The 12,922-nt window shown below is 59.1% G+C and carries 15 protein-coding genes; 7 read left to right on the top strand and 8 right to left on the bottom strand.

Annotated features, from left to right (window positions below; all coding sequences use genetic code 11):
• Window positions 1-84: 84 nt before the first annotated feature.
• Complete coding sequence (locus tag HQN82_RS21115; protein WP_173615835.1) at window positions 85-669, top strand: DNA-3-methyladenine glycosylase; 585 nt, start codon at window positions 85-87, stop codon at window positions 667-669.
• Here the strand turns inward: HQN82_RS21115 and HQN82_RS21110 are convergent.
• The 3 genes from HQN82_RS21110 to HQN82_RS21100 form a co-directional block, all read right to left on the bottom strand.
• Window positions 666-824, bottom strand: a complete 159-nt coding sequence (locus tag HQN82_RS21110; RefSeq protein ID WP_173615834.1) for a hypothetical protein — start codon at window positions 822-824, stop codon at window positions 666-668. The genes HQN82_RS21115 and HQN82_RS21110 overlap by 4 nt on opposite strands.
• A 230-nt stretch (window positions 825-1,054) precedes the next feature.
• Window positions 1,055-1,252 carry a hypothetical protein gene (locus tag HQN82_RS21105; RefSeq protein ID WP_006698591.1) on the bottom strand — a complete coding sequence of 66 codons (198 nt, stop codon included), beginning with the start codon at window positions 1,250-1,252 and terminating at the stop codon, window positions 1,055-1,057.
• Between the two features lie 173 nt (window positions 1,253-1,425).
• A complete protein-coding gene (locus HQN82_RS21100; RefSeq protein ID WP_022563634.1) occupies window positions 1,426-2,439 on the bottom strand; it encodes a substrate-binding domain-containing protein in 1,014 nt (337 codons plus the stop codon).
• Between the two features lie 270 nt (window positions 2,440-2,709).
• On the opposite strand from HQN82_RS21100, the gene HQN82_RS21095 reads away from it, so the two are divergent.
• The 6 genes from HQN82_RS21095 to HQN82_RS21070 all read left to right on the top strand — a co-directional run bounded on the left by HQN82_RS21095 (window position 2,710) and on the right by HQN82_RS21070 (window position 8,791).
• The gene (locus HQN82_RS21095) at window positions 2,710-3,975 is read left to right on the top strand and encodes an ABC transporter substrate-binding protein (RefSeq protein ID WP_004438522.1); all 1,266 of its coding nucleotides are present in this window, start codon (window positions 2,710-2,712) and stop codon (window positions 3,973-3,975) included.
• Between the two features lie 63 nt (window positions 3,976-4,038).
• Window positions 4,039-5,013: a carbohydrate ABC transporter permease gene (locus tag HQN82_RS21090; protein ID WP_004438520.1), complete on the top strand. Its 975-nt coding sequence runs from the start codon at window positions 4,039-4,041 to the stop codon at window positions 5,011-5,013.
• The gene (locus HQN82_RS21085; protein WP_004438518.1) at window positions 5,010-5,843 is read left to right on the top strand and encodes a carbohydrate ABC transporter permease; all 834 of its coding nucleotides are present in this window, start codon (window positions 5,010-5,012) and stop codon (window positions 5,841-5,843) included. Before HQN82_RS21090 ends, HQN82_RS21085 begins: the two co-directional genes overlap by 4 nt.
• 10 nt (window positions 5,844-5,853) lie before the next feature.
• Entirely contained in the window at window positions 5,854-6,882 is a 1,029-nt protein-coding gene (locus tag HQN82_RS21080) for an ABC transporter ATP-binding protein (RefSeq protein WP_173615833.1), read from the top strand.
• A gap of 55 nt (window positions 6,883-6,937) precedes the next feature.
• Window positions 6,938-7,723 carry a ThuA domain-containing protein gene (locus tag HQN82_RS21075; protein ID WP_004438513.1) on the top strand — a complete coding sequence of 262 codons (786 nt, stop codon included), beginning with the start codon at window positions 6,938-6,940 and terminating at the stop codon, window positions 7,721-7,723.
• Window positions 7,724-7,741: 18 nt separating this feature from the next.
• Window positions 7,742-8,791 carry a Gfo/Idh/MocA family protein gene (locus HQN82_RS21070; RefSeq protein ID WP_022563630.1) on the top strand — a complete coding sequence of 350 codons (1,050 nt, stop codon included), beginning with the start codon at window positions 7,742-7,744 and terminating at the stop codon, window positions 8,789-8,791.
• Window positions 8,792-8,985: 194 nt separating this feature from the next.
• Here HQN82_RS21070 and queE read toward each other — a convergent pair whose 3' ends face one another.
• From queE to HQN82_RS21045, 5 genes are all read right to left on the bottom strand, one after another.
• Complete coding sequence (gene queE / locus HQN82_RS21065; RefSeq protein WP_173615832.1) at window positions 8,986-9,741, bottom strand: 7-carboxy-7-deazaguanine synthase QueE; 756 nt, start codon at window positions 9,739-9,741, stop codon at window positions 8,986-8,988.
• Window positions 9,738-10,094: a 6-carboxytetrahydropterin synthase QueD gene (gene queD / locus HQN82_RS21060; protein WP_004438504.1), complete on the bottom strand. Its 357-nt coding sequence runs from the start codon at window positions 10,092-10,094 to the stop codon at window positions 9,738-9,740. Before queD ends, queE begins: the two co-directional genes overlap by 4 nt.
• Window positions 10,094-10,804 (bottom strand): 7-cyano-7-deazaguanine synthase QueC, encoded by a 711-nt coding sequence (gene queC, locus HQN82_RS21055; protein ID WP_173615831.1) that lies wholly within the window; start codon window positions 10,802-10,804, stop codon window positions 10,094-10,096. Before queC ends, queD begins: the two co-directional genes overlap by 1 nt.
• Window positions 10,805-10,954: 150 nt before the next feature.
• The gene (locus HQN82_RS21050; RefSeq protein WP_173615830.1) at window positions 10,955-12,088 is read right to left on the bottom strand and encodes a Gfo/Idh/MocA family protein; all 1,134 of its coding nucleotides are present in this window, start codon (window positions 12,086-12,088) and stop codon (window positions 10,955-10,957) included.
• A 23-nt stretch (window positions 12,089-12,111) separates the two neighbouring features.
• Window positions 12,112-12,876: a sugar phosphate isomerase/epimerase family protein gene (locus HQN82_RS21045; protein ID WP_034498258.1), complete on the bottom strand. Its 765-nt coding sequence runs from the start codon at window positions 12,874-12,876 to the stop codon at window positions 12,112-12,114.
• Window positions 12,877-12,922: the final 46 nt, after the last annotated feature.

The raw sequence follows: 12,922 nt of genomic DNA, 5'->3' as shown, positions 1-12,922 counted from the left end.
CCCTCCGGCTGGATTCATCGACAAGGCCGATGCGGGAAATGAGTAAAGCTCACTTCAGAACGACACAGCGTGGAAGGGGTTCCGATGAATCAGGTCTTTGGTCCGGAAATGGACAAGAGTTTTTTCCTTCGCGACGCAGTGGATGTGGCCCGCGCGCTCATCGGAGCGGAATTTCGCGTCGGCAATACCGGCGGCATCATCGTCGAGGCCGAAGCTTATCATCCAGATGATCCTGCATCCCACAGCTTCAATGGGAAAACCCCGCGAAACGGGGCAATGTTTGGGCCGGCTGGACGTCTCTACGTCTACCGGTCGTACGGCATTCACTGGTGCGCCAACTTCGTCTGTTCCCCGGGTTCCGCCGTGCTTCTTCGCGCGATCGAACCGCGAACCGGTATCGACATGATGAAACTGCGACGGGGAACTGACAAACTCAGACTCCTATGCTCCGGCCCGGGAAGGCTTTGCCAGGCAATGGCCATCACGGGAGAAATGGACGGCGCCGCGCTCGAGGCGTCACCTTTTTTCCTGCAGCTGCCGAAAACGGCAACCGCCGTCAGCATCGGCAGGCGGATCGGCATCAGCCGAGCGACCGATTATCCCTGGCGTTTCGGACTCGCGGGCTCACCTTTTGTGAGCAAAAAATTCGAGTCACCCGATCCGGCCTAAAACACCTTCGGGGGCTCGTCGTTTTCGTCGGGATTGGGTGTGGGCACCTCGTCCGGCAATCGGTCGGGCTCCGGCTCTCTGATCGGGGGGATGTCGGGCTGGGGTGGAACCGGCATCGGCGGCTCCGGATAAGGCTCGACCGGAATTGTCGTCATTGCGGTCTCCTGATGTCAGCGCGGCGGACCTCACGGAAGTCGCTGCTCTTGATCTATGGCGACACTGCGTTGCAATGCTGCCACTCAGACGGCGCAACACCCAGTTCGCCCACCGGTCATAAAGCCGGGAAGGTCCTCTGGATCAGGTTGCGCCGCCCTGCGGGTCGTGAGAAGGAAACGCAGGCGCAGTCCGTCCGTTCCGTTTTTTTCGAGGAAGATTTCGTGATCGCTCAGGCAAAACCGAGAGCGCTACGGGAAATGTCGCGATTTTCACAATAATCGCGTGAATGGGCTTCATGCCCGTGTTCGCGGGCCGTGGAACGTGTCAATTCCGGGCTCGTTACGTTGAGCAACGCATCGGCATAGGTGCCGGTCGCCTCGACGTCATCGATTACAGGCTGCTGTTGCGGTTTTAAAAATTCAAACATCCATCGTCCTCCATCGACACGTCCCTCAACGCGCCGGTCCGGGTCTCTGTTCCATGAACCCGACACCCTTCCGATTATACATGAGATGATGCGGTCGTATAGATGACGAAAGGCGAACGTTCTCAATCGGCGTTCACAAAATGGAGTGAAATCAGTGAGCTATGGCCCAAAGCTCAGACAGGGCCGACCGATTCTCGCAAAATCAGCTCCACAGGCCACAGTTCCTGAACCTCACGGACCGGGCGACCGCCGATGATTTGTAGAAGAAGGTCCGTCACCCTTATTCCGGCCATGCGCATGGGCGAGCGGGTGGTGGAAAGCGGCGGCATCATGCTTTCCGGCGTGAGGTAAGGAAACACATCGTCATGGGCGATGACGGAAACATCCTTGCCGATTGTCAGCCCCATCTGGGTCGCAGCACGGTAGACGCCCTGTGCCGTCATCATCGCACCCGCAACAAAGGCTGTCGGGCGCGGTGTCTGCTCCAGCAGCGAACGGGCGAAGCGGAACGCGGTCTCTTCGCTGAAGTGCTCATTCATCATGAAGCGCGGATCGGGCGTAATGCCGTGGGTAGCCAGCGCCTCGCGGAAACCCTGTTCACGATCCCGTACGAAGGTTCGTCCGACCGGCCCATTGATGAGGGCTATACGCCGGTGGCCGCGCTCGAGAAAATGGATCGTCGGACGATAGGTCACATCATGGTTGTCGATATCAAGCCAGGCATGTTCGAAGGGTGTCTTTGAGCGCCCGTGCACGATGAAGGGGACGCCGAGCCGGTTGAGCAGCGCGATACGCTCATCCTCCGGACGCGGTGAGTGCACGATAATGCCATCCACACGACCGCTCGCAGCCAGCCGGCTGAAAATAGCCAGCTCCTCATCGAGATTGTTGTCGACTGTCACGCTGACGAGAATGTCAGTTTCTTCCCGTTCCAGCCGGGTGGCCATGCCGCCCATGAATTCCGAAAAGAAATGTCCTCCGCCCGACCGGCCCATAACGACACCGATGGCGCCGGCCCTGCCGGTTGCCAGCCGCACCGCGTTGGCATTCGGCAAATACCCGTATTTGAGCGCAGCCTCCATGACCCGCTGACGCGTTTCCTCACGCACTTCGGGGTAGCCGCCCAGCGCTCTGCTAACGGTGGTGGGCGACAGGCCGACCTTTTCTGCGAATTCCTTGAGCTTCATGTTTTTTTGCCAATTCGCCCCCTGCATGCGTCGCCGCTGCGGATTTTTCAAGTCGACAAAAATTGAAAGCGATTTCAATTTCTTCCCACCTGAAACCTTACAGTCCATCATCCTGAAAGGCAAATGGTGAAAATTTGCAGGCAAAAACGCCCGATTTTCGCTCGATTAGAAAGAGTATTGACAGATTGCCCGGCTTTTGCGAGCTTCCATTTAGTCAAAAGCGCTTTCAATTTTGAGGACAATCGGGAGCGTCAACGGAGGAGTTTGACAATGAATATTTCCATGAAGACTTTGTTCCTGTGTGGCAGCGTACTTTCCGCCGCCGTTTCCGCGCAGGCGGCCGAGATTTCCATCGCCGCTAATTCCACCGGCAAGAACGTCGCATTCTTCAAAGAACGCATTGCGGCTTTCGAAAAACAAACCGGCCACAAGGTCAATCTTGTCACCATGCCGTCATCCTCCAGCGAGCAGTTCAGCCAGTACCGGCTATGGCTTGCCGCGGGTAACAAGGATGTCGATGTCTACCAGACGGACGTCATCTGGGCGCCGCAGCTTGCCGATCAGTTCGTGGATCTGACCGCGGCGACCAAGGATGTCATCGGAGATCATTTCCCCTCCATCGTCGCATCGCAAACCGTGGACGGCAAACTCGTCGCCATGCCGATGTTCACAGACGCGCCCGCGCTGTTCTATCGCAAGGACCTGCTCGAAAAATACGGCAAGCAACCGCCGAAAACCTGGAAGGAGCTGAGCGAAACCGCGAAGGAAATCCAGGACAAGGAGCGTGAAGCGGGCCAGAAGGACCTCTGGGGTTTTGTCTTCCAGGGCAGCGCCTATGAAGGCCTCACCTGCAATGCGCTGGAATGGATTGCTTCCGCCGGCGGCGGCCATATCGTCGAAAGCAATGGCGATATCTCCGTCAACAATGAAAAGGCTGCTGCCGCCATCGAAACTGCCAAGGGATGGGTGGGCACCATCGCGCCGCAGGGCGTGCTTGCGTACAAGGAAGAGGAAGCGCGCGGCGTCTGGCAAACCGGCAACTCCGTCTTCATGCGCAATTGGCCCTACGCCTACGCGCTCGGCAATGGCGACGACAGCGCCATCAAAGGCAAGTTCGGCGTAACACCGCTCCCGGCTGGCGCCGAGGGCGAGGCACCGGCCTCAACGCTCGGCGGCTGGAATCTCGCCGTATCCAAATATTCAGCCAACCAGGAAGCTGCCATCGAGCTCGTGAAGTTTATCGCATCCAAGGAAACCCAGAAGATGCGCGCCGTTCAGCTTTCCAACATGCCGACGATCGCTTCGCTTTACGACGACAAGGATGTTGCGGCCGCGCAGCCCTTCATGCCGACATGGAAGCCGATCTTCCAGACCGCCGTCCCGCGTCCTTCCGCCTCGGCCAAGGTGAAATATAACGAGGTTTCGGCCAAGTTCTGGGGTGCGGTCCACAACACGCTCTCCGGCAACGGCACGGCCGCTGAAAATCTTGAGCTTCTCGAGGTTGAACTGACCGATCTCAAAGGCAACGGCTGGTAATCCGGCCCGCGCGGGAACGGTCTCGCCTGATCGTCTCCCGCGCCCCAACCGCGAGATATCCCCATGAACGACATCGCCCTTCAAAGACCGGTCACGGCATCCGGCACAGGTTCCGATCTACAGTCGGAACGCTTGAAATCCGCCTGGCTGTTCCTTGCCCCCACATTTCTCGTGCTGGCGCTGGTGGCGGGCTGGCCGCTCGTGCGCACCGTGTGGTTCAGCCTCACCGACGCCTCGCTCACCAATCTGGAGGGAGCACAATTCGTCGGCCTCAAGAACTATCTCACCTGGATCACGCTCAGCAGCGGCCGCACGATCTATCGAGGCCTTCTTGCCGATCCCGCATGGTGGGGGGCGGTTCTCAACACGCTGAAATTCACCATCGTTTCGGTCAGCCTCGAAACCGTGCTCGGCCTCATCGTCGCTCTGGTGCTGAATGCCGAATTCAAGGGACGCGGCCTCGTGCGCGCTGCCATTCTTGTGCCATGGGCCATTCCCACCATCGTCTCCGCGCAAATGTGGGCGTGGATGCTGAACGACCAGTTCGGCATCTTGAATGACCTGTTCCTTAACCTCGGGCTGATTTCCAATAAGATCGCCTGGACCGCCAACCCCGAGACCGCGATGATCGCCGTGCTTATCGTCGACATCTGGAAGACCACGCCCTTCATGGCGCTGCTCATTCTCGCCGGTCTGCAAATGGTGCCGAAGGACATGTATGAAGCGGCCAAGGTGGATGGCATCCACCCCGTCAAGGTGTTCTTCCGCGTCACCCTGCCGATGATCCGCCCTGCCCTGATGGTCGCCGTCATCTTCCGTATGCTGGATGCGATGCGCGTTTTCGACCTCATCTACATCCTGACGCCGAATAATGCCCAGACCCGCACCATGTCGGTGCTGGCGCGCGAGAATCTGTTCGATTTCGACAAGTTCGCCTATGGCGCCGCCGCCTCCACCATGCTGTTCCTCATCATCGCCTCGATCACGGTCATCTATATGTGGCTCGGGCGTGTCAACACCGATGGAGCCCAGCGATGACCTTGCCCAGCATCCTGAAGACCACCGCCTTTTATGCGCTGGTCGCCGTCATCATGGTGATTTCGGTATTCCCGTTTTATTATGCGATACTGACCAGTCTGAAATCGGGCTCGGCATTGTTCCAGGTTAATTACTGGCCGCGCGAATTTTCGCTCACCAATTACAGTTTCGTCATTGGCAACGGCACGTTCCTGCGCAATCTCGGCAATTCGTTGCTGGTCGCATCATCCGTCGTCATCTTGTCGCTGTTTCTGGCGGTCACCGCATCCTATGCGCTGGCTCGCGTCCGCTTCCGGGGCCGCGCGTTGCTGCTGCTCACCATTCTGTCGGTTTCGATGTTCCCGCAGATCGCCGTTCTCGCCGGCCTGTTTGAACTGATCCGCTGGGCGGGCATCTTCAACACGCCCTTGGCGCTGATCTTTTCTTATATGATCTTCACACTGCCCTTCACGGTTTGGGTCCTGACAACCTTCATGCGCGACCTGCCGATCGAAATCGAGGAAGCAGCCATCGTTGACGGCGCATCGCCCTGGGTCATCATCACACAGGTGTTCATGCCTTTGATGTGGCCGGCGCTCGTCACGACGGGGCTCCTCGCCTTCATCGCGGCATGGAACGAGTTCCTCTTCGCGCTCACTTTCACCTCATCGAACGAGCAGCGCACGGTGCCGGTCGCCATCGCGCTGCTTTCGGGCGGCTCGCAGTTTGAAATTCCCTGGGGAACGATCATGGCCGCGTCCGTCATCGTTACCGCGCCCCTCGTCGTCCTCGTTCTGATCTTCCAGCGACGCATCATCTCCGGCCTCACAGCCGGCGGCGTCAAAGGCTAGGAGAAACATCATGACCACCATTCAATTGCGCGATCTTCGCAAATCCTTTGGCGCCTTCGATGTCATCAAGGGCATCGACATGGATATCCGCTCCGGCGAATTCATGGTTTTTGTCGGCCCTTCAGGCTGTGGCAAGTCCACGCTTCTGCGCCTCATCTGCGGGCTGGAGGAAATCACCGGCGGCACGCTTTCCTTCGACGGTGAGACGGTCAACCGCCTGCCGCCCGCCAAGCGCGGCGTCGCCATGGTCTTCCAGTCCTATGCGCTATATCCGCACATGACCGTGTTCGAAAACATGGCTTTCGGCATGAAGTTGTCGGGCGCAGACAAAGAACAGCGCAAGAAGCGCGTCGAAGCGGCAGCGGAGATGCTGCAGCTCACGCCCTATCTGGAGCGCCTGCCGAAGCAGCTTTCTGGCGGCCAGCGCCAGCGTGTCGCCATCGGCCGCGCCATCGTGCGCGATCCGAAGGTCTTCCTGTTTGACGAGCCGCTCTCCAACCTCGATGCGGCGCTACGCGTGGCCACGCGCCTCGAGATCGCCAAGCTGCATCGCTCGATGCATGACACGACGATGATCTACGTCACGCACGATCAGGTGGAGGCGATGACACTCGCCGACCGCATCTGCGTCCTGCGCGACGGTCGGGTCGAGCAGATCGGCACGCCGCTCGAGCTTTATGAAAGTCCCGTCAACACCTTCGTCGCCGGCTTCATCGGCTCGCCGAAGATGAACTTCCTGGCAGGCAAGTATGCGGAATCAGAAGGCGCGACAACGATCGGTGTCCGGCCGGAACACATCACCATCGCCAGCGACGGCAGCGGGTGGAATGGAGAAATCGTGCATTCGGAAATGCTCGGATCGGACAGCTACATCTATGTCGAGATCGGCGCCGGCGAGCCTGTTGTCGTACGTGAAGAGGGCGTGACCGGCCGCAAGGCGGGCGAGCGTATCACCATCGTGCCCGATATGGCGCAGATTCACCGTTTTGAAGCCGAGGGCCGGGCAATTGCCCGCAACCCCGCCCGCGGCGCCGCCTGAACCCAACTTCCGCCGGGACAACCCAAGTAGCCGGCTTTCACCAAGGAGCATGAGAATGACCATCAACACCGTTGTATGGGGCGAAAATATTCACGAACACATCAATGAGACGGTGCGTTCGATCTATCCAAACGGCATGCACAACACCATCGCCGACGCGCTGAACCAAAATCCCGAGATCAACGCCACCACCGCCACGCTGCAGGAGCCGGAGCACGGCCTTTCACAGGAGCGTCTCGACAAGACCGACGTTCTCGTCTGGTGGGGCCACAAGGACCACGGCGCAGTTCAGGATGACATTGTGGAGCGCGTCGCCAAGCGCGTCTGGGAAGGCATGGGCCTCATCGTCCTGCATTCCGGCCACTTCTCCAAGCCGTTCAAGCGCCTGATGGGCACGCCCTGCGCGTTGAAATGGCGCGAGGCGGGCGAACGCGAACGCCTGTGGACCATCAATCCCCGCCACCCGATCGCCGCCGGCCTTCCCGAGCATTTCGAGCTGGAAAACGAGGAGATGTATGGCGAGCAGTTTTCCGTACCGGAGCCGCTCGAGACCGTCTTCATTTCCTGGTTCCAGGGCGGTGAGGTTTTCCGTTCGGGTCTCACCTGGCGTCGTGGTGCCGGCAATATCTTCTATTTCCGCCCCGGCCATGAGACTTATCCGACCTATCACGATGCCAATGTGCAGAAGGTCATCAGCAATTCTGTAAAATGGGCCTATAATCCGGTCGGCGCCCTGAAGAGTATTCACGACGCGCCGAATGTTCCCGTCGATAAGGCGCTCGAGCCTATCGAGGAACGTGGTCCCAAGCTGCATAAGGCAGGCGAAGCAGGTTACAGGTAAGGGCTTGGAGATACTGGCATGAGACTTCTCATTCTCGGAACCGGCGGCATGGCCAACAACCATGCCACATATTTCTCTCAGATCCCCGGTGTCGAACTGGTTGCGGCGGTGGATGTGGACGACGTGGTGGCACGGGCCTTTGCGCTGCGCCACAACATCCCGCTCTCTTTCACTTCGCTGGATGACGCCATTGCCTGGGGCGAATTCGATGCGGCGGCGAATGTCACGCCCGATGCCATTCATCACCCCACGAGCCTGAAGCTGCTTGCGGCGGGCAAGCACGTTTTCTGCGAAAAGCCGCTGGCGGAAAACTACGCGAATGCTGCCGAAATGGCCGACGCGGCTGAAAAGGCCGGCCTCGTTGCCATGGTCAATCTCACCTATCGCAACGTCGCCCCCTTGCAGGCGGCGCGCGAGATGGTGCTGGCCGGCAAGATCGGCAAGGTTCGCCATCTGGAAGCCTCCTATCTCCAGAGCTGGCTCGTTTCCAAGGCCTGGGGCGACTGGATGACGGAGAGCAAGTGGTTGTGGCGGCTTTCCACCAAGCATGGCTCGAACGGCGTGCTGGGTGATGTCGGCATCCACATACTTGACTTCGCCTCTTATGGCGCAGGCAGCGATGTGCAACGCATCTTCACGCGGCTGAAGACCTTCGACAAATATGAGGGCAACAAGATCGGCGCTTACGATCTGGACGCAAATGACAGCTTCACCATGACGGCCGAACTGGAAAACGGCGCCATGGGCGTCATCCATGCCAGCCGCTGGGCGACAGGCCATCTCAACGAACTTCGTTTGCGCATCCACGGCGATAAGGGCGCACTCGAAGTCATTCACACGCCCGACTATTCCAGCCTGCGTGCCTGCATCGGCGAGGATGTGGAAAAGGCGATCTGGAAGACGATCGAGGTCGATCCCGTGCCGACGAACTACGAAAAATTCGCCAAGGCCGTGATGGAAGGCGGCGTCGCCGATCCCGACTTCCGCCACGCTGCCAATCTGCAGAAGGTACTCGATCTGTCGATCATTGCGGATCGGGAGAGGCGCGAGTTGGCCGTTTCGGCTTGATGTGCGAAAGTGCGGCGGCACAAGCCGCCGCATGGATTGCTGCGAAGGGCTCCTCGCTCTCCGTCACCCCGGACTTGATCCGGGGTCCAGCGCGATCAAGTCTTTGATCGCAAAAAACTCTTTTCACGGCGCAGACGCGCCTTGGCTGGATGCCGGATCAGGTCCGGCATGACGGAGGGAACTTATAACTCCCCTCAAACCCCGCGCTTGTTCCCCCACAACAGGACATGCAGCTGCGGCAGCACGCGGGCGGAAAACCAGCGATCTTCGCTAACCTTGTCCACCAGCCACAACATCCGGTCCATCACCCCATCGATATCGACACGCGCATCGTCGTCATCCGGCGGCGGCGGGGTGTGGTTGCCGGGCTGGAGGTAAACCGGCAAATGCGGGAAACGCGCGGATGCCGCTTTGGCATAGGCGTAATCCGCATCGTCAAAGACCACGATCTTCAGGGCCACCTGCGGCCCCTCGCGGGCAGCGGCAAGACAGTCTTCGAAAGCCTGCCAGTCCGTTCCCATGCCGCTCGATGGCGGCTTGGGGCTCAGAACAAGATGGTCGAGATCGGCAAACCAGTCTTTGGCGATACTGCCCTGCGTTTCGAGCGCGAAACGATAGCCTTCACCGTGCCCTTTCGTGATCAGCGAGCCAAGCGGCTGGATAGCCGGATTGCCGCCAGACAGCGAGACCGTCAGCGGTACGCCACCGGAAAGCCGCCGCACCTCCTGCCAGATTGCATCAACCGGCATCGGTTTCCACGTGTCGCGATAATCGCTATCGACCGCGTGCAGCGTATCGCACCAGGAACAGCGATAGTCGCAGCCGCCAGTGCGAACGAAAACCGTCGGCAGACCGATCAGCAGACCTTCGCCCTGAATGGTCGGGCCGAAGATTTCACTGATGCGGATCGTGGTGTCCTTCGCTGCACTCTTTTGTCGGGCCGCCGTCATGGCCGGTATTCTGCCCAGGTCTTGGCGGTTTCGCTGACGCGGATGGCACTGGTTTCAGGCAGACGATCCTTGCACCAGTCATAGAAATGCTTCGCCAGGCATTCCGCCGTGACCCGGTCATGGCCGAGGACATCATTCAGGTGACGATGATCGAAATGATCGTCGATATAGCGCTTCAACGGTGCGAGCTCGTGATAGTCGCGCACAAAACCGTGCTCGTTCAGCTCTTCGCCTGACAGTTCGACTTCGACGATGTAATTATGCCCGTGCAGCCGATTGCACTGGTGATCCGACGGCAGGCTTTTCAACTGGTGCGAGGCGGAAAAGTGAAATTCCTTGGTGATGCGGAACATCAACGCACCTCCTGCGCCGCAAAGGCATGGGTCGCGGCCACCCAGAAATCCGGGTCCTCATAGTCTGTCGGATCGGTGACGCCGGCAAGATGGAAGGCTTCGCGCCGCTCCACGCAGGTGCCGCAGCGGCCGCAGTGACGCAAGCCGCCCTTGTAACAGGACCATGTTTCACCGAAGGGCGTTCCATATTTCGCGCCATCGGTCACGATGGCCGCCTTGGAAACGGTAACGTAGGGCGCAAAAAGTTTTACATCAGCATAGCCTTCAAGCGCATGCGCCTGCATGGCGTTGAAGCTGTCAATGAAGCCCGGCCGGCAATCCGGGTAGATGAAGTGATCGCCGCCATGAACGGCAATCGCCACCGCATCCGCCTGTTGCGCGGCAGCCAGGCCGAAAGCGATGGTGAGCATGATGGCATTGCGGTTGGGCACCACGGTGGAGCGCATGGTCTCTTCGGCGTAGTGGCCATCAGGCACCTCCACATCGTCGGTCAGTGCGGAACCGGTGAGATGCGCGCCGATGGTTCTGATGTCGATGACATGATGCGGCACGCCGAGCCGTCTTGCGCAATCGGCGGCAAAATCCAGTTCCTTCCTGTGGCGCTGGCCATAATCGAAGGAGACGAGAGCTAAAAGTTCATGTTCCGCGGCGATTTTATGCGCAAGCGAAACGGAGTCCAATCCGCCGGAGCAGATGACGATGGTTTTCATAAGTTGGGATCCCTTGTTTTGACCGGGTGGGCTGCGACCGGATTACAGGGCGGCTTTAAAGCAAAGCGGGGAATTTGTGAAGGCCCTAGCTGAAAACACGAAAAGCGGCAAAGTTACCTTCACCGCTTTTCAAGGAATGATCTTCCGTCCTCAGCGCAGCAACGCCTGCGCCTCCTCAATGCCGAGCGCGGCCGGCTGCGTGCAGGTCGTCGTCATCTCGATGAAACAGCCCTCTTCGCCGGACTTCAGGATCGACGTCATCACGTCGATCCCGTGCAGGGACCGATCCAGCGAGCAGCGGGCGTCGCGCCCCTCCAGAATGGCAATCGCCATATCGGCAAGACCGGCCGTGCGGTAATTTGCACGCGGACCGTTCGGGCTTTCCTGATTGGCGATGCCGAAGGGGTGCGCCCAGCCTTCCAGCGGCTGGATATTCTTGTCGCGACCGCTGGCTTCGACAACACCGCCGAAGAAATTCGGATCCGGCACGTAGATCGAGCCTTCCGTGCCATAGAGTTCCATATTGGCATGACGATGTGACCATACATCCCAGCTCGCCGAAAGCGTGATCGTCGCACCATTCACGAATTCCAGCAGGGCATGGATATTTGTCGGGGTCTCGACAGGGATGATCTCGCCGTTCAGCGGCTGACTGGTCACCGTGCGGGTCGGATTTGCCATCGAAGTGAGCGCGCCGACACGTTTCACCGGGCCGATGAGGTTGATAAGATTGGCGATGTAATACGGACCGAGATCGAGGATCGGCCCGCCGCCCTTGAGGAAAAAGAAGCCCGGATTGGGGTGCCACATTTCCATGCCGGGGCTCATCACATGGCAGGTGCCGGACGTGATGCGCCCGACCTTGCCGTCATCAATATATTGCCGGGCAAGCTGATGCGCGCCGCCGAGGAAGGTGTCCGGTGCGCAGCCGACGGAGAGGTTCTTCTCGCGGGCGATGCGCCGCAGTTCCTCGCCCTCTTCCAGAGACAGCACCAGCGGCTTTTCCGAATAGACGTGCTTACCCGCCTCGAGAATGGCTTTCGACACCGGAAAATGCGCGGCGGGGATGGTGAGGTTCACCACCACGTCGATTTCCGGGTTGGCGAGCAATTCCTCGATGGACTGGGCGACAACACCGAATTCTTCCGCTCTCAGTTCCGCTGCATTGCGGTTGAGGTCGGCGCAGGCCAGCACCTTGATGCCCTTGAAAAGCGGTGCCAGCGAAAAATAAGCAGACGAGATATTGCCGCATCCGATGATGCCGACGCCAAGATCTCTGGCCATGATGAAACTCCGAAATCTGAGACTTAGTAGGTTTTGAACGACGCGATAGAACGGGTAATCAGCCGATCGATGTCTTTCGGGTTGTCGTGTTCGACCACGAAATGTTTCGTGGCGGACTTTGTCTTCAGCGCCGCGACGAGACCTTTCCAGTCCACCGTGCCGTGGCCGACATCGGCCCAACCATCTTCATCCTTATTCTCCCCTGCGGGCGCGATGTCCTTCACGTGCACGGCGGTGATGCGCTTGCCGTAGCTTTCGATCCAGGCGAGCGGATCGGCATTGCCCCTGATAATCCAGGCGATATCCGCCTCCCATTTCAGGTCGGGGCCACCGGCAAATATCTGCTCCTGCGGCGTTGAACCATCGGCAAGCGCCTTGAACTCGAAGTCGTGGTTATGCCAACCAAAGACCAGCCCGGCATCCACAAAGGGCTTTCCGGCTTCCTGCAGGCGCTTGCCAAAGGCGAACCAGCCGGCGGCATCGTCAGGGCGCTGGTCGGGCATAAGGTAAGGGCAATAGATCGCTTCCACACCCAGAGCGCTGGCAATATTCAGCGCTTTTTTGGGATCGCCTTCAAGAAGATCGAGACCGAAATGACCGGTGGGCATGGTCAGGCCGTTGGCGTCCAGTTCGGCACGCAGACCTTTCAGGCCGGCGTCATCCAGCGAAGCATACATGGCGCCGTAACCTTCCACGTGTTTGTAACCCGCCGCTGAAAGCTTCTTCAGAATATCGGAAAAGGGTTGAAAATTACGGGCGCTGTAAAGCTGAAAACCGAGTTCTGTCATTGTCTCCTCCATAGAGATGTGGGTCTTGGGAATGTGTGGGAGTGGT

Source organism: Agrobacterium pusense (assembly GCF_013285525.1).
Lineage (GTDB): Bacteria > Pseudomonadota > Alphaproteobacteria > Rhizobiales > Rhizobiaceae > Agrobacterium > Agrobacterium pusense.
This window is presented reverse-complemented; position numbering and strand designations above follow the sequence as displayed.

Excerpts from the sequence above, each read along its gene's own strand:
- HQN82_RS21115 (WP_173615835.1), top strand. The coding sequence starts at position 85 with ATGAATCAGGTCTTTGGTCCGGAAATGGACAAGAGTTTTTTCCTTCGC.
- HQN82_RS21110 (WP_173615834.1), bottom strand. The coding sequence starts at position 824 with ATGACGACAATTCCGGTCGAGCCTTATCCGGAGCCGCCGATGCCGGTT.
- HQN82_RS21105 (WP_006698591.1), bottom strand. The coding sequence starts at position 1,252 with ATGTTTGAATTTTTAAAACCGCAACAGCAGCCTGTAATCGATGACGTC.
- HQN82_RS21100 (WP_022563634.1), bottom strand. The coding sequence starts at position 2,439 with ATGAAGCTCAAGGAATTCGCAGAAAAGGTCGGCCTGTCGCCCACCACC.
- HQN82_RS21095 (WP_004438522.1), top strand. The coding sequence starts at position 2,710 with ATGAATATTTCCATGAAGACTTTGTTCCTGTGTGGCAGCGTACTTTCC.
- HQN82_RS21090 (WP_004438520.1), top strand. The coding sequence starts at position 4,039 with ATGAACGACATCGCCCTTCAAAGACCGGTCACGGCATCCGGCACAGGT.
- HQN82_RS21085 (WP_004438518.1), top strand. The coding sequence starts at position 5,010 with ATGACCTTGCCCAGCATCCTGAAGACCACCGCCTTTTATGCGCTGGTC.
- HQN82_RS21080 (WP_173615833.1), top strand. The coding sequence starts at position 5,854 with ATGACCACCATTCAATTGCGCGATCTTCGCAAATCCTTTGGCGCCTTC.
- HQN82_RS21075 (WP_004438513.1), top strand. The coding sequence starts at position 6,938 with ATGACCATCAACACCGTTGTATGGGGCGAAAATATTCACGAACACATC.
- HQN82_RS21070 (WP_022563630.1), top strand. The coding sequence starts at position 7,742 with ATGAGACTTCTCATTCTCGGAACCGGCGGCATGGCCAACAACCATGCC.
- queE (WP_173615832.1), bottom strand. The coding sequence starts at position 9,741 with ATGACGGCGGCCCGACAAAAGAGTGCAGCGAAGGACACCACGATCCGC.
- queD (WP_004438504.1), bottom strand. The coding sequence starts at position 10,094 with ATGTTCCGCATCACCAAGGAATTTCACTTTTCCGCCTCGCACCAGTTG.
- queC (WP_173615831.1), bottom strand. The coding sequence starts at position 10,804 with ATGAAAACCATCGTCATCTGCTCCGGCGGATTGGACTCCGTTTCGCTT.
- HQN82_RS21050 (WP_173615830.1), bottom strand. The coding sequence starts at position 12,088 with ATGGCCAGAGATCTTGGCGTCGGCATCATCGGATGCGGCAATATCTCG.
- HQN82_RS21045 (WP_034498258.1), bottom strand. The coding sequence starts at position 12,876 with ATGACAGAACTCGGTTTTCAGCTTTACAGCGCCCGTAATTTTCAACCC.